This is a genomic window from Roseobacter fucihabitans (genome assembly GCF_014337925.2).
In the GTDB taxonomy this organism is placed as follows: Bacteria; Pseudomonadota; Alphaproteobacteria; order Rhodobacterales; family Rhodobacteraceae; genus Roseobacter; species Roseobacter fucihabitans.
On sequence record NZ_CP143423.1, the window covers coordinates 2685618 to 2701475 of the forward strand.

General features: G+C 55.7%; 12 protein-coding genes and 3 pseudogenes. 10 read left to right on the plus strand and 5 right to left on the minus strand.

Annotation, left to right across the window (positions count from 1 at the left end; genetic code table 11):
* Positions 1-23 precede the first annotated feature (23 nt).
* Positions 24-1706, minus strand: coding sequence for a D-lactate dehydrogenase (dld, locus tag ROLI_RS13170; protein WP_187431517.1), 1683 nt, complete (start codon positions 1704-1706; stop codon positions 24-26).
* 163 nt (positions 1707-1869) lie between these two features.
* Here dld and ROLI_RS13175 point away from each other — a divergent pair, with 163 nt between their 5' ends.
* Positions 1870-2682: a FadR/GntR family transcriptional regulator gene (locus ROLI_RS13175; RefSeq protein ID WP_187431491.1), complete on the plus strand. Its 813-nt coding sequence runs from the start codon at positions 1870-1872 to the stop codon at positions 2680-2682.
* Between the two features lie 170 nt (positions 2683-2852).
* Here ROLI_RS13175 and ROLI_RS23970 read toward each other — a convergent pair.
* Positions 2853-3008, minus strand: a pseudogene (locus ROLI_RS23970) (IS630 family transposase); the annotation flags it as partial.
* Positions 3009-3650: 642 nt separating this feature from the next.
* Complete coding sequence (locus ROLI_RS13180) at positions 3651-4400, minus strand: Crp/Fnr family transcriptional regulator (RefSeq protein ID WP_187431345.1); 750 nt, start codon at positions 4398-4400, stop codon at positions 3651-3653.
* 614 nt (positions 4401-5014) lie between these two features.
* Here ROLI_RS13180 and ROLI_RS13185 point away from each other — a divergent pair.
* Entirely contained in the window at positions 5015-5647 is a 633-nt protein-coding gene (locus ROLI_RS13185; RefSeq protein WP_187431344.1) for a hypothetical protein, read from the plus strand.
* 29 nt (positions 5648-5676) lie between these two features.
* On the opposite strand, the gene ROLI_RS13190 is transcribed toward ROLI_RS13185, so the two are convergent.
* Positions 5677-6657: a hypothetical protein gene (locus ROLI_RS13190; RefSeq protein ID WP_187431343.1), complete on the minus strand. Its 981-nt coding sequence runs from the start codon at positions 6655-6657 to the stop codon at positions 5677-5679.
* Positions 6658-7147: 490 nt separating this feature from the next.
* Here ROLI_RS13190 and ROLI_RS13195 point away from each other — a divergent pair, with 490 nt between their 5' ends.
* The 7 genes and pseudogenes from ROLI_RS13195 to ROLI_RS13215 form a co-directional block, all read left to right on the plus strand.
* On the plus strand, positions 7148-7747 hold the full coding sequence (locus ROLI_RS13195) for a DUF2589 domain-containing protein (RefSeq protein ID WP_187431342.1): 600 nt from the start codon (positions 7148-7150) through the stop codon (positions 7745-7747).
* Positions 7695-7973, plus strand: coding sequence for a transposase (locus ROLI_RS13200; RefSeq protein WP_187431341.1), 279 nt, complete (start codon positions 7695-7697; stop codon positions 7971-7973). The genes ROLI_RS13195 and ROLI_RS13200 overlap by 53 nt, the downstream gene beginning before the upstream one ends.
* Positions 7970-8473, plus strand: coding sequence for an IS3 family transposase (locus ROLI_RS13205; RefSeq protein WP_187431340.1), 504 nt, complete (start codon positions 7970-7972; stop codon positions 8471-8473). The genes ROLI_RS13200 and ROLI_RS13205 overlap by 4 nt, the downstream gene beginning before the upstream one ends.
* Positions 8403-8564: a hypothetical protein gene (locus ROLI_RS23815; protein ID WP_350340404.1), complete on the plus strand. Its 162-nt coding sequence runs from the start codon at positions 8403-8405 to the stop codon at positions 8562-8564. Before ROLI_RS13205 ends, ROLI_RS23815 begins: the two co-directional genes overlap by 71 nt.
* A gap of 251 nt (positions 8565-8815) precedes the next feature.
* Positions 8816-9934 (plus strand): IS110 family transposase, encoded by a 1119-nt coding sequence (locus ROLI_RS13210; RefSeq protein ID WP_187431339.1) that lies wholly within the window; start codon positions 8816-8818, stop codon positions 9932-9934.
* A gap of 147 nt (positions 9935-10081) precedes the next feature.
* Positions 10082-10270 (plus strand): annotated as a pseudogene (locus ROLI_RS23820) (integrase core domain-containing protein); the annotation flags it as partial.
* Between the two features lie 400 nt (positions 10271-10670).
* A pseudogene (locus tag ROLI_RS13215) lies at positions 10671-10793 on the plus strand (IS630 family transposase); the annotation flags it as partial.
* Positions 10794-11260: 467 nt separating this feature from the next.
* Here ROLI_RS13215 and ROLI_RS13220 read toward each other — a convergent pair.
* Entirely contained in the window at positions 11261-13381 is a 2121-nt protein-coding gene (locus ROLI_RS13220) for a N,N-dimethylformamidase beta subunit family domain-containing protein (RefSeq protein WP_187430299.1), read from the minus strand.
* A gap of 138 nt (positions 13382-13519) precedes the next feature.
* On the opposite strand from ROLI_RS13220, the gene ROLI_RS13225 reads away from it, so the two are divergent.
* The gene (locus ROLI_RS13225; RefSeq protein ID WP_187430300.1) at positions 13520-15823 is read left to right on the plus strand and encodes a molybdopterin guanine dinucleotide-containing S/N-oxide reductase; all 2304 of its coding nucleotides are present in this window, start codon (positions 13520-13522) and stop codon (positions 15821-15823) included.
* The last annotated feature ends 35 nt before the right edge of the window (positions 15824-15858 follow it).

A 15858-nucleotide genomic window follows, 5' to 3' on the forward strand; every position in this document is an offset into this window, starting at 1 on the left:
GACGTGCCTTTCTGGCCTGTAGGTCAGGCATAGTTCTTTTTCTTGGACATTTTGCCGATGCCCGGATTCATCGAATTTGTTGGATCAACCGATTTATAGAACGCCGCCAGATCGGGCTTGGCCTTATACAGATGCCCGACGTTGTGTTCAGCCGGGTATTCGGCACCGCGTTTTTCCAGCAGATCCAGCATCTGCGCCTTGATCGCTTTGACGTCCGCGCCTTTGCGCAGGATGTAATCCTGATGCAGGACGTGGCACATGAAATGCCCGTAGTAGAGACGGTGGACGATTTGATCACCAATCTTAGCGGGCAGCTTTTCAAACCAGTCGCGATCGTTTCGTCTCAGCGCGATATCGAGCGCAAGAATGTCCTCGACGTCCTGCGCGTGCACGTTCTGATACCGAATGGCCGCACCTGCGGCTGCAAAACGATGAAGCCCCGCCAGTTTGCCTTCGCGCTGGGTGCAGGCAAAAAAATCCGCCTCGCTGTCAGCAAAGGCGCTGTGCAGGAAGGCATCGGTTTCAGCAATGCCGCCGTCTCGTGTTTTGATGATCAGGTGATGTTCAAACCGATCCCGGAATGCCATCATCTTATCGGGCAGAATTTTGGGCCAAGCACCACTCAGCACCTGCATGAATTTATCGGTAAATCCGCGCAACAGAGGGATTTTATTCAGTCGCGCATCCACAGCCCCCTTGATCGCAAAGAACATCGGCAAACGCGCGGTGCCCAGCTTGTCGATCATGACCATCGTATCTTTGCCGTATTTGGTTGTGATATCGAATACATCGCGGTGCATATATTCAGCGCTGACAGGCAGCGTCTCAAATTCGGCCAGCATGTGGCGGCGTAACATTGTCAGATCGGCGGGATCGTTGGTGCCGACATAAAACACCTGTTCGCGATCATTCTTGGGGTAGGTATCAAGGCGCACGGCGAAAACCGCAAGTTTACCCGCGCAGCCCGCAGTCTCGTGCAGACAACGCGTGTCACTGTTAAAGCGCGCAGGCGTATCCGCCTCAACCGCCCGCACAATCCGCGTGTAATCCGTATCAGAGGCCTTTTTATTGCTGTCCTCGAAATCCGCGTCGCTAAATCTTCCCGCCTGAACACGGCGCAGGATGTCTTCGGGATCGTCGCCCAAGGACAGCCCGAGATGATTAACGAGGCGCAATGCACCTGTCGCGTCAATCTGCGCAAAGAGCGACAGTTCCGTGTAAGAGGGCCCGCGTTCAATCAAAGAGCCGCCCGAATTATTGCACACGCCCCCCACAACGGATGCGCCGATACAGGAGGACCCAATCACGGAATGAGGCTGCCGTCCCAGCGGGTCGAGCAGCTTTTCCAGTGCAAACAAGGTGGACCCCGGAAGGGCGAGCACCTGCGCCCCCCCTTTGAGCAAATGCAGCCCATCCATGCGCCGCGTGTTGATCAGCACCACATCGCGCTCATAGCTGCCGCTGGGCGTACTCCCTTCGGTCAGCCCCGTATTGGCGGCCTGCATGATGATGATCTTATCCGCCGCCACACAGGTTTGCAGAACACGCCATTGCTCCACCAGATCGCCCGGCTGCACCACGCATAGCGCATCCCCCTGCCCCGAACGCCATCCCTTGCGGAAACGTTCTGTTTTCTTTTGCCCGGTCAGCACGTGTCGTTTGCCGACAATCTGACGCAGGCTGTTTAGAATGTCATGATCGGTGATTGTCTTTCCTCCCGGTTTCGTCTGGGGCACTTGCGTTGAGCGTGGCACCCGCGGGATCAGCCTCCCAAAGCGCAATTCGGTCTACGGGTTGATTTCCATGAGAAAGAGGTAAATATTGTTGACCATGGCTGTCGGCCCAACCCTGTAAAACAACGGTAAATTTATGCCCAAAACTGCAATACTCGATCCGGTCGACCACGACTCCGTGTCTGAAGCGGTGATTGCCCAGATCGAAGATGTCATCATCGCCGGCGTCCTCAAGAGCGGACAAAAACTCCCCTCTGAACGCGAGCTTGCCCAGCAGACGGGCGTCTCCCGACCAAAGATCCGGGCCGCGATCCAGACGCTCGAAGATCGTGGGCTGTTGACGGTCAAGCACGGAGAGGGGACGTTCGTTGCTTCGCTGACCGGCACGGCCTTGTCGCCCGCCATGATCGATCTTTTTGCGCGCCGCCCCCAGGCGTTTGGCGACTACCTTGAATTTCGCAGAGAGGTCGAAGGTTTCGCAGCCTTCACCGCCGCGCAACGTGCAACCACCGAGGACCTTGCTATCATTCAACAAATTCTGGATGAAATGGCGGATGCCACTGTCGCTTTCGACGCCGCGCATGAATTGAAGCTTGATGTCCAGTTTCATGGGGCGGTCGTGGATGCCACACATAACGCGATGCTGGTGCACACGATGGCGTCGATCTACGAGCTTCTGGCGCGCGGGGTGTTTCTGGGTCGTAACATGGAATATCTCGACACCACCCGCCGCGCCGTTCTTTTGGAGCAGCACCAGGCGATTGGGCTTGCGATTTTGGACCGCGATGCCCAGGCGGCGGCGGCGGCAGCCGAAGAGCATATCAATTTTGTCGAACTTTCTTACCGGGAAGCGAACAGCCTGGAACGGCGCACAGATATGGCGCGCAAACGAAGAAGCCTGTTTACCACCCAGCGACCGATGAAAACGCGATCGCGCCCGCCGTCCTGAGGCCCGCCCGATCAACGCGCCGCACACCGCATCCGCGGCGTGACGAGAGTCACTCAATGTCCTCATCGTCTGTACCTCCCCGCACAAGTTGTGAGTTTGGGCAGCATTTGTGATTGTGGCGTTCGAGTCTCTGATCATAATCAGAAAAAACTCATTAAAACATTTTGCATTTAATCTGAGGCGTATCCGGCAGCTTTGAGGAGGTTCCGGCATTCGCTTGGATCAAACAGATCACAAATGTCGCCGAGGGCCTGGAAGTTTGTATCAAACGTTTTTGGCCCGATCCGTCTCAGATGGGCTTTGAGCTTTGAGAAAGCCATCTCGATCATTGGCCGTCAGGGTATTGCGCAGCAATGTCCCGAGAAGCAATAAAGTGTGGCTCCTGGCGCATGCGCGGCTGGCGGTGGTTGATCCACCCCCGCCTTGCCCTGCGCAGGGCAGGCCGATTACGTTCCCGTGCGATAAGTCCTTTTTTCATATAAGAACCCGGCGCGTACCAAGGCGCGGTGAATTGATGAGAGGTGAACAGATACGCCAGACGTGTCTTCCAGCGCGCCGGATAGTTCATGCAATGTTATGTCTGGTTCGGCACGGATAACCCCGATTAAGAAATCCTTATACGGTGCCAGCTGGCCAAATCGGCCCACCGGCCTGCCCTGTGGTCTGGGCGTGACGTCGCGCCGCTCTCGTTTGTCCGCAGCATAACGCACCCCCGTTGCCGCACTGACACCAAAAATACGCCCTGCTGCACGACAAAAGATCCCAGCAGCAACATACCCGCAAATCCGGTGCCGAAGATCTAAAGAAAGAGGTTTGCCCATCATCCACCTCCACACTGAAAATGAAGCAGACAAAGACTCCTTTGGGAAACACAAATCAATTCAGATTAAACGCAAACCGCTTTAAGGTTCTGGACGCTATCTCGCCGTCAGCAAAAAATGTGAGGCGGCACCGGGAAAACCACACTGTTACTCAGCCGCAATAGATCCGCCGTTGCTCAAATGCGCCAGGGAATGCCAATCCCTGACAACAACGCGGCTTGGCGATAGCAGGCTTATGTAGCCATCAGATTTCAGGCGTGTGAATTGGCGGCTGACGGTCTCGCTTTCCAACCCGATGTAGTCACCGATCTCGCCGCGCGATATTGGTATGCGGATTTCGCCGCTTGCGTCATTCACCCCCATTCCCCGATCGTTTAATTCAATCAGCAGTGATGCCAGCCGTTCGATCGGCGATTTGCGACCAAGGGTGACAAGATGCGCCAGTGCCCAACCGATCTCTCTATTCGCGTGGGAACTCATATCAATATTGAATTGACGACTTTCCAGACGGAGCTTTTCGGTTTTTTCAGCACCCAAAACCAAGAGCGCCGCATCTTCTACAACTTCAACTCTGGCAAACCATGGTTCCGCCTGCGTCAGAAGGGTGATGAATTCACCCGGAAACCTAAGGCCCACGATCTGGGTCCGACCGTCGCGAAACGACGTTGATAATTTCACCATGCCATTCAGGACCGCAATGAGTCCTTGCTGCGCCGAACCCTCGTTGGCGATGATGCTATGCTTGTTTGCGCGCTTTATGTAAGCGCCCTCGGCGCAGAGTAATGCGTTCAGCGAGCCGCCAAGTATCGCCCCATTCAGCGTCCCGGTGAAAATCCCAGGATCAACGCCGACATCGGCCTCTGTTTGCTGAAGCTTGTGCGGATATCTGTCATTCACGGTGTCAGGCTCGCTTTTTGACCACACCCACATGCGGCACTATTATTTACCACCTAACCACCCACCTCCCTTAGATTAACAGTTGGTTCAGTAGAGGCGCTTGTTTAGAACTCAAATTTATAACTTAGTGGTAAACATTATTTACCTCTAAAGTCAATCATTTTATGCCGCGCCGCAGCAATTCAATGCGCATTGCTTGATCTTGTTAAGAAAACTTTTTGTGATCAGCGCGTCCAAACCAAAAATGCGCAGGTATATGCGTCAAGACAGGATCACGCTTACGAATCAAATTTCATCGGACCGCAGGCGCTTTCATCGTGCTCCATAAGCCGTCAGTGACGTGACCCAGATTTGCCGGATCGACGAACCTGACGCGCATCCCATAAGCCCGTTGCTCAGTGCGCGCCGTACTCCACGCTCACGGAACTCACCTTCGCGCTCACGACCCGTCTTTCATTACCTTCGGTGTAGCAAACGCAATCAATGGAGCGACATCAAAACATGCCAGGTCCACGTCACCTCAAGCCACTCTGCCCGGCACAGTTCGCGTGAAAGAAATTGTAAAATTAGAAAAGCTACTTTAGGTTGCAAACGTGGGCTATGGAGTAGAGACGATGAAAAAAATTGACAGAAAAGCCTTTTTCGACACCATCCGGCAGAAACTATTTGGCGGAACCCTGAGCACAACTCAGGTTACTGGTATAACTACTTTTCTTGATTATTGGGAAAAAAATTACGGTGATGCCGATGACCGCTGGCTGGCTTATGTGCTCGCCACGGCGCATCATGAGGTCAATCAAACCTTTACCCCGATAAGTGAATATGGCGGGGATAAATACTTCTTCAGAATGTATGATATCGAAGGCGACCGACCCCATGTTGCCAAGAGATTGGGCAATCTTGCGAAAGGAGACGGCGTGCTGTTTCACGGGCGCGGGTTTGTTCAACTGACGGGTCGATCAAATTATGCGTTTTGGGAAAAGCGTGTCCCGAGCGGCGATCTGACCAGCAATCGCGCAGCTGCGGACCGTGTGCTTGAGGTTGGCATTGCAACAGAAATCATCTTCGAGGGCATGGTGGAAGGCACATTCACGGGTAAAAAGCTTGCGGATTATATTGCCAACGTCAAACAGGATTATGTGAATGCGCGACGGATCATAAACGGCGTGGATAAGGCCGATTTGATTGCTGGCTATGCCAAAAGCTATAACAATGCCATTTCTTACGAAACGTCGCTGTCGGCCTAAAGGTCAACGGGGATAGACACAATCAGCGCTTAATCCTGAGCATCGCGCTCAGCGGGTTGCCGCGCTGAGTAGCTTGTCTCCCCCCTTCCTTGCCCCCCTTGGACCGAGGACGGATTTGCCACGCGCGGCTGAAAGGGCATTTGAATATTAGACGGCGTCTGTTCATCGGGTGTGTAATCAAAGGCGCGCTTTAATGCGTTAACGATGCTGTTAAGCACCATATGGATAACGCTGGCGGAAAACCCTCCGAGAAGCGCAAGGAGCGTGTCTGACATCCCGCCAAAACCGGCACCTGTATCGCTGCCCTCAACCAGAACCTGCTCACTTCCGATAATCTCGGCAAGCATCAGGCCAGCGACCACACCAAGGCCGATCTGCATCCAGATTGCACTATCAGCCAGCGGCTCATAGCGGTGTTTTCGAAGGTCCTCCCAAACGGTAAACAACGCTGAAAAACTCGCCCCCAGGCCAGCAGCGGACAGGATGAGAGCAAGCTTGACTGCCAAAGGCGTGCCGTTCAGTTCATAAATGCTTTTGGACATCGCCTCAATGTTGATGTCGGCCGACAGGCTGATGGCAAAGAATGTGAGGGCGAAAAAGAGGCTTGCAATCGACAGCCTTCGCACGCCCGGCGTTGGCCCGAGAAAACCTGACATCCGCCCGGATGCTTTGCCTTGCTGAAGCGACAGGAGTGAACGCTGCTTGGCAGGTGCGACCGCTTCCGCCAGAAGCCCATGCAGCGAAATCAGGCCCTCCAGCGGCATATCCGCCTGTTGTTCCAGTTGCGAAAGCCCGGCGGCAGCCTCCTGCCCGATCGCACGGCCATCTGAGAGGAGAAACAGCGCCATGGCTTCGATCTCGCGAACCGTATCGGTTCGCAGTTTTTCGCTCAAGTTATTGACCCTCATGTTCCGCTCGCGCTTTTGAACCGGGGCTTTGGGGTCTTTGGCCGTACGCGGGGTGTCGGACTGATCACTCTCGGTCGAAATGGTGGCAATTTTGGTATTCACAGTGACAGCCCTCCCGTGCAGATAGAAAATCCTAGCACTTCAAACCCTTCGATTCCAGCGGCACTGCAAACCCTCTCCAGCGCGTGCACCTGAAGGGCGGGATCCGCTGTTTGATTTTTATCGGCGCCGGGGGGTCGAATGCACCGCGCGGAATCTGCAATAAAAACCGAGTGAAAGACATTCCTGGCACGATGCGCAAAGCAGAAAACGCCCCATTGCCATCTCATCATGCGCACCACTCTCCGCGCCGTGCAGCTACGCTGACAGTCCTGTTTTGAAATGCCGAAAAATTGCCGCTAAGCGACTGTGATTTCCGCCCGTGTTATCCAAAACCATGCGCACATGGTGCGCTTGGATATCGCTTTGCGAAGTGCTTTTATACCCCTGCATCAGTCCTCAAGCAGTGCGACAGGTTGCCCCCAGGACATAACGCTTGTTGGAAATATCCGCGCTGTGCACTCACTTTTAAACCCGATTTTAGGTGATTATCTTGGCCAGCAGTGTTGATCTCGGAGACCTAGTAGATGCCATTGCGAATGGTGTCTTAGAGGCTCAAGACCATGTGAAGAGACATCAAATCGCCCTTCTTCACAATTACTTCGATAAAAATCATCGCCCCATTACACTCAAAATCCGTGTGCCCTCAATGCGAGATGATCTTGATGAAGACGAGATGGGAGTCCCCCTTCTCTCTCTGGTCGGCACAACAAGACTGGCAATCAAAGACCTCGAGGTATCCAGTACCCTTGCGCTTGGTGATTTGAGCAGCGTGCCAATTGAAAGCGCGGACGGGGATGAAAAAGCCGACGCGGCGGGGTATCCAAAGGACGACGTTGACGCAAACAGTCCGAAAAAACAGATTTCTGCGTGTGGTCTTACCAAGAGATCAGCGCTCAACGTCGACATGAATGCGACAAAGAAAAACCCGGTCAAATCATCCGCCGAGCTCAAATTAACGGTGGAAGCCCAAGTGAAGTGGTCCGGCAAAATCGGACAGCGTGCTAAGATGTATCCAACAACGACGACAGGATACACAAATGACGAAGAGACGCAGTTTTTCAGACAAGTTCAAAGCTACGGTGGCGCTTGAGGCGCTTCGTGGAGACAGGACGGCGCAAGAGATTGCAACCAAACATAAAGTTCATCCGACGCAGGTGACGACATGGAAGCGGCAGGCGATTGATGGCCTGACGGACGTGTTTTCTGATAAGACCAGGAGAGCGGAAGACAACGAAGCCGAGGTCAAAGAGCTTCATGCAAAGATCGGTAAGCTGGCGGTCGAAAATGATTTTTTGTCACAAGGGCTGAAGCGATGAACCCGACCGAACGCAAGGCGATGATCCGCAAAGACCTGGCAGATCTGAGCCTGACGAAGCAGTTTAAGTTGCTGAAGATAAGCCGGTCGTCACTGTACTACGTGCCAGTCGGCGTGAATGCTGAGACGCTGGAACTGATGAACGAGATTGATCGGGTGTTCACCAAATATCCGTTCTTCGGCAGCCGCCAGATTGCGGCATACTTGCCTAGAAATCGTTTCCGTGCTGGCCGTCACCGTGTGCGTCGGCTGATGGGCATCATGGGCATACAAGCAATCTACAAAGGACTAAACACCAGCAAAAACACCCACAGCATCGCATCTACCCCTACCTGCTACGGAAGTTACCAATCACGCGCCCCAACCACGTTTGGTGTAGTGATATCACCTACATCCTCATGCGGCGCGGGTCTTGTATCTGGTGGCGATTATGGATTGGGCGGCGCGCAAGGTGCTGGCGTGGCAGTTGTCGAACACGCTGGATGCCACCTTCTGTGTTGAAACCCTAAACGAAGCCATCGCAAAACAAGGCAAGCCCGAGATCATGAATTCCGACAGTCATAGAATGGACACCAGTTCTCGGGTGGTTTGACTCTAACACCGATCGACCATTCGTTGGGTTGGTACCGCTTGGCCTCTTGGTGTGATCTGACCCTCACTCCGATCGACCTGACTTGTGTCTTTCCCTGGACCTGTCGATCATCCGGGAACGCTTTGCGGTGAGGCTTCGTCTCGAAGATATCGCGTGACCAAAGAAGGGCCTGACCACTTGGTCTCATGACTGTCCTGTCCGTGCATTCTTTCTGGTGAAGTATGTCGAAAGCCGCCGCAAAGGATGATCCCATGGGCAAAACTAAGCAAACCATCCCAGTCGTTGGCGGGGTTGATACGCATAAAGATCTTCATGTTGCGGCAGTTGTCGATGATAATGATCAAGTGCTGGGCACGCAGAACTTTGCGACGACGCGGCAGGGTTACAAGTTGATGCTGGCGTGGATGCGGTCATTCGGGAACCTGCAGCGCATTGGGGTGGAATGCACCGGCAGTTGCGGCGCAGGACTTTTAAGATATATGCAGGTCGCTGATGTTGATGTTCTGGAGGTAACCGCACCACACAAGCTGGATCGAAGACGGCGCGGCAAGAATGATGACTTTGATGCTGAAAGTACCGCCCATGCGGCTTTCGCAGAGCGGCGCACAGTCACCCCGCGCAGTCGAGATAGAATGGTGGAATCCCTGCGTGTATTGAAGGTTTGCCGCAATGAGGAGGACCAGCAAACAGCGTGGGGCGCTGTTTGCCCGACGCATGCGGTTCAAGCACGCCGGATCGCGCTGCAAATAATCCAGACGACAATTGTTTGCGCTCCGGATCGATTGCGCGACACTCTGCGCAAAATGACCCGTATGCAATTGATACGGACTTTGGCGGCCTGGCAGCCCGACTTATCAGGGTATCGGGATGTTGAAGAAGCCTACAAGATCGCGCTCAAATCACTGGCACGTCGTTATCTCGAACTGCATGACGAAGTGGCCGACCTTGACGATATGATCGAAGCAATTGTCAAAGACCTGGCTCCAGAGCTGATCGCACGCAACTCAATTGGGTTGAACAGCGCGGCCCAACTTTTGCTGACTGCAGGTGACAATCCTGAACGACTGAGATCAGAGACAAGCTTTGCTGCTCTATGCGGTGTCAGTCCGGTTCCGGCGTCATCAGTCAAAACAACACGCCACCGGTTGAACCGGGGCGGCGACCGTGCCGCCAACAGCGCGCTTCATATCATTGCAATTGGACGGTTGCGACTGGATTCAAAGACCCAAGAATACGTGGCGCGCCGAGTAGCCCAAGGCCATTCCAAACTCGAAGCAATCCGCTGCGTCAAGCGATACATAGCTCGCGAAGTCTTCAACATCATCGCGCGACGCCACAAACAGATCAATCGGGCTCAGATCGCGGCTTGACACTTAGAAGGGCGTCCAGGGCTATAGTTCACGGGTGCAGAGTGGATCACCACCTTGACCGAGGCAGATGTCAAAATCTCAATGGATGGTCGAGGTCGTCATCTCGATAACATCTTCATCAAACGGCTGTAGCGGTCGCTCAAACAGGAGGCCGTTTATCTGCACGAATTACAGGATGGGTTCCAAGCCAAACGCGTGATCAAAGACTGGATTGGGTTCTACAACTCTGAACGGCCTCACACAGCCCTAGACAAGCGATCCCCCGACGATGCGTTCTTCGACATGGAACGAACCCAAAAGGCGGCATGGCTCCAAACCCGATTACATCTTAGCTGAGCCGCAAAACTGTCCAAATAAGTGGGACCACTTCAGTCAAAGCAGACGGCACCCTAGCCACCCCCGGTGAGACAATAGGGCACATACGCATTGCCAGGTTCCAGTTTCAGCACCCCGCAACCCCTGTCGTTGCGGGCCAGGACGCACCCGACATCGAAACCGTCTCCTTGGGTGTTCCTTTGCTGGCAATCCTGAATATTCCAGCCTTATCGACAAATCGTAACTGCTCCATTTTTACCGCAGTGACTGAGCGTGATCGGCCTGCGCTGCGCCAGACACGTCAGGAGTGGATCACGCGCCGCCAGCCAAGGATGCGGCAGCGAACCTCACGGGCTGGTCTTTATTGCTTCTCGGGACATTGCTGCGCAATACCCTGACGGCCAGTGATCGAGATGGCTTTCTCAAAGCCCATCTGAGACGGATCGGGGCCAGAACCTTCGAAGCCCTTGGCGACATATGCGACCTCTTCGATCCCCAAAAATGCTGGAACTTCATCAAAGCTGCCGGATATGCCTCAGATTAAATACAAAACGCTTTAAAGGCGCTACTGACAAGATATCAGCCGGTGCTCAAAGGTTGTCGCGAAATTTCAGACCAATCGTTAAGGTGGATCGCATGACGAGAGAAGTGATCCAAGATGACGAAACGAAAGAACCATTCGTCCCATTGCCCGGCAGGGTCATGCATAGCATGATCCCGAGAGGGTGAATTCAAGGCCAAGGTTGCGCTTGAGGCGATCTGCGAAGAAATGACATTGGCGGAGTTGTCGAAGAAGTAGGGTGCCCACCCCACGCAGATTGGGACTTGGAAGCGTGCAGCGATAGAAAACATGGTAACGGCATTTACGCGCAGAGATCCAGTTCCAGAACAGGTGAGCTCGGCTGACGTTGATAAGCTGCATTCTATCATTACAGACCACGACCAACAGCAGTGATACCCTTAACATCGTCCCTGCGGGTGGTTGTCAACAGGCCCGAGATCAGTGGCGTTTCAATGCTCCGCCCCCAGCAGGTGCGTGATCACGTTTTGCAGCAGTCGGGATACATCGTTCTTGTAGCCGTTCCATGGCAAACAGCCACAAAAAGTAATCGATCCCGTTGCGAACACCGAGCCACCGCCGGGGTATTCGATGAGGACCATATCGGCGTGCATCGCTTCTTTGGCGGTGCCACCGGTCAGGTTTGTCAGATGGGTCAACTGCTCTTCGGGCACCAGCATGAAGCCATTGTCCCGTGTCACTGATTGCGCCAGCAGAACCGCGTTTTGAGGGGTCCCAAGGCGGTAATCCATATGGTCAAGCTCGAACCCCGCAGCGCCGTTCCCCGAATACCCGTAGTCCCCGATCAATGTGTTCTCAACGCCCTCAAAAACCCAATCATAAGCGGGATCTGTGCAAATCCGGCGGTACGGGTCGCCAAAGAATTCACCCTGGGCGGCAAAACCGATCCCAACCAGATCCTGCGGGGCCCGTCCATTGCGCCGCCATAACCCGCCATAGGTGCCATCAAATGCGTTGTAATATTCGCCCGGCTCAGCCGCCCAGGCGCGTATCCCGTCTTCGGCGCGGCGGATTTCCAACATATCCTCGCTTTCGGGGTGCAGGGCGACGCGCCAATAAAACCCATTCCCACCAAGATAAAGCAGATGACCGCCCCCGTCGCGATAATCGCGCAGCGCGTCCAGCGTCTGGCTGGTGTGGTATTCGGGATGCGAACCGGTCGTCACAGCGCGGTACCCCGCGATTGCGGCAACACCGTCATCATGCAGCTCCCTGTCGGTGACGATGTCATATTCGATGCCCTTGGCATGCAGCCAGGCGATCAGATGCATATCGGCAGGAAAATGGCGCAGGCCCGAACAGATCGCCTCGCCAAAGGTCAAATAGCCGGGTCTGAGATTGAACAACGGGCGTTTGTGTGAGGCGTGGCAGATCCCCGACCCATCTGCGTGGTAATTATAGGTCGACAGGCCATATTCGGGATGCTCCGCCGGATTATGGGGATATGCGTTCCAGTCGCGGATTCTGTCCAACCAAGCCGGTTTGTAATCAGGCCGCGCGTGATTGCCATAGATGGCGTAGGTAAAGGTCGAGACCAGCACGCAGAGCTTTGCTTTGGGTTGCCCCGACGGCGGGCAGACAAAGAAGGGGATCGCGTCCTCATGCCCGTCACAGCTGAGGCGCATGACATAGACGCCGGAGGGGATATCCTGCGGCAATCTGTAAGAAAAATCCGTGTCCCATCCAAAATCATAGATGTCGTCAGGGTGAAAATGGATGGCCGCGTAATGGGCGGGCTTGTGGGTCCAGTTCATTTCTGATCCGTCCCAAGCGGAACCGGTCACCGCGCGGGTGGGATAGTTGATCAGCTCCAAATCTGGCCCTGACTGTGCGGGTACGACCCGGCTGGAAATATCGGAGGCGAAATCCCATTGGCACAACATTTGCCCATCGACCAGAATCTGAGGTGCCTCGATCTTGCCGTTGAATTGCTGTGCTGGCACCGCGTCTATCAGATGCGCACCAATGGTGGGCCGTCCTGAGAGCGACAGATCGGTATTTCCGGGACCCGTTATTTCCTGCGCGGTGGTCGTCTTGTGCCCGACGGGGCGCTGCGAAACGGTGATGCTGTCGCGCGTGATCCGGGCCTTGATAACATACCACTGGCGCAGCGGCAGCGCGTTTTCCAATGTGATGGCGCGCCCATCGACCGCAAGGCTGATCCCCCCGCCCGGATGAAGGCTCAGATCATAACGGCCAATGCCGATCACGCTCTGCACCTGCTCGCTTTGCAAGGTGGGATAGATATGCGCCGACAAGATAACCTCGGCGTTCGGCGTCGCTGAAACACCGGTCCGTCCGATACCGTATGACCCCGCCGCAAAGGGGCGATGCACCGAAGCACAGCGCGCGGGCGTGAAATACCGGTCGGCCTCTTCCTCGATGATGCCCGGACCTTTGGGGTTGGGATCGGCGCTTATGGCGCGCATCAGCCGTGCTCTGAAGGGCGAGGCGGACGTAGAGGAGACCTTAAAGTTCAGCGTATCACCGGGCCGACCCGAAAGGCGGTCCACATAGCCCAGAAGTGGGATGTCTTTTGCTTGTGTCGCCATTGTGCCTGCCCCGCTGGTTTTGCCCAATCAATTGCCCATTCCATCGGGAATGGCAATGTGTCGGGGGTTCCGCGGTGTGTTCAGGATTGACGCCACGGGTTCATTCGCGATCATGATGCGAATGAAGAGGACGTTATCATGAAACAGACTCACCGGGACCTTCTGACCAGCGCGCATTGGGGCACCTATCACGTCGATGTAGACGCGGGAGGTGTCACGGCGCTGCGCCCGTTTGAGCAGGACGGTGACCCATCGCCGATTGGTCAGGGGATTGCGGGTGTTCTGGACGGGCCAACACGGATCACGGCCCCAATGGTGCGCAAAAGCTGGCTGGAAGGTGGGCCAGGCAGCGCGGGCCATTTGCGGGGCGAAGAGCCTTTTGTTGAGGTCAGCTGGGCAGAGACGGATCGTCTGGTTTCGGCTGAGTTGAGCCGCGTGATTGAGACGCATGGAAACCGCGCGATCTATGCCGGGTCCTACGGCTGGGCCAGTGCGGGGCGTTTTCACCACGCGCAGGGCCAACTCAAGCGGTTCCTCAATTGCATTGGCGGTTATACCGGCTCGAAAAACACCTACAGCTTTGCCGCCGCAGAAGTCCTCGTCCCCCATGTGCTGGGCGATTTCCGCGGCCCGCTGGACAGCACAACAAGCTGGCAATCCATTGCCAAACATTGCGAGCTGTTCGTGGCCTTCGGGGGTGTGCCGCTGAAGAATGGCCAGATATCCCAGGGCGGGCTTGGGGCGCATGTCCAAAAAGCCGGGATCACAGGCGCCGCAGAAGCCGGCGTGACCTTTGTGAATATCTCGCCGCTCAAGACGGATATGGACGCAGTGGCGCAGGCCGAGTGGATCGCGCCGCGCCCCTCCACGGACACCGCGCTGATGCTTGGGCTTGCCCATGTTTTGCTGGATGAAGCGCTGCACGATACGGCGTTTCTGGCCAAATACACCGCGGGGTTTGATCGGTTTGCGGCTTACCTGCGCGGTGAAACGGACGGGATCCCAAAGAGCGCGAATTGGGCCGCTGACATTTGTGCCATTCCTGCCGATAAGATCCGAACCCTCGCCCGGCGCATGGCGAGACAACGCACGATGATCTCGGTGAGCTGGTCCCTGACCCGGCAGGATCACGGAGAGCAGCCCTTCTGGGCGGCGATTGCGCTGGCCTCGATGCTGGGCCAGATCGGACTGCCGGGCACGGGCTTGGGTTTCGGGTATTCCGCCATGAACAACGTTGGTTTGAATCGACGCCAGATTGAGTATGCCTCCCTGCCCCAGGGTCACAACCCGGTGCCGGATTTCATCCCCGTGGCGCGGGTGACGGATTTGCTCGAAAACCCCGGCGGGTATTTTGATTATGACGGGCAAAGCCGGAGCTATCCTGATATCCGGCTGGTCTGGTGGGCGGGTGGCAATCCGTTTCACCACCATCAAGACCTCAACCGCATGCGCCGGGCCTGGGCGCGCCCCGAGACCGTGATCGTCAACGAATGGTGCTGGAACAGCCTGGCGCGCCACGCTGATATTGTTTTGCCCTGCACGACGCCGCTTGAGCGCAGCGATATCGCCCTGACGCCCAAGGACCCGTTTCAGGTCGTCATGGATCAGGCGATCGACCCCGTAGGGCAGGCCAAAAGTGATCATGATATCTTTTGCGGGATCGCCGCTCGGATGGGGGTTGAGGCCGCTTTTACCGAGGGGCGCAGCCCAGAGGACTGGCAACGCTGGCTCTATGATATTTCGCGTCAATCCGCAGCGCGTGAGGGCGTGAGCCTGCCCGATTGGGACAGTTTCCAGCGCGATGGTTACTTTCGGGTGCCAGAGCCTGAGCAGGACATGATTATGCTGGAAAGCTTTCGCAAGGATCCGGTGGCCCATCCGTTAAAGACCCCGAGCGGCAAAATCGAAATATTTTCGCAAACGATTGCGGGGTTCGAATATGACGATTGTCCAGGCCATCCGGCATGGATGACGCCGGTTGAGTGGTTGGGCGATGCGCGTGCTTACCCGCTGCACATGATCTCGAACCAGCCCCGCACCAAACTTCACTCGCAGCTGGATCATGGGATTGTCAGCCAGTCCGGCCGGATCAAGGGGCGTGAACCCTGCATGATGCACAGCGCAGACGCCGCAGCACGCGGGCTGGTCCCAGGGCAGGTCGTGCGGATTTTCAATGATCGTGGCACCTGCATTGCGGGCCTGGAGGTCAGTGACGACATCATGCCCGGCGTGGTTCAGATTTCAACCGGGGCGTGGTATGATCCGCAGGCAGATGCCTGCCGCAACGGCAATCCGAATGTGCTGACCCCCGACAAGGGCACATCACGTTTGGCGCAAGGGCCGATTGCGCATTCCTGTCTGGTCGAGATCGAAGCCGCCCCCGAAGGCCTGGCGCACTCGCAGATTTACACCCCACCGGAGCTGATCAGCCGCGCGCCATGAAACGCCTGATGTAAGGCCCCTGCCCCGGCAGACCC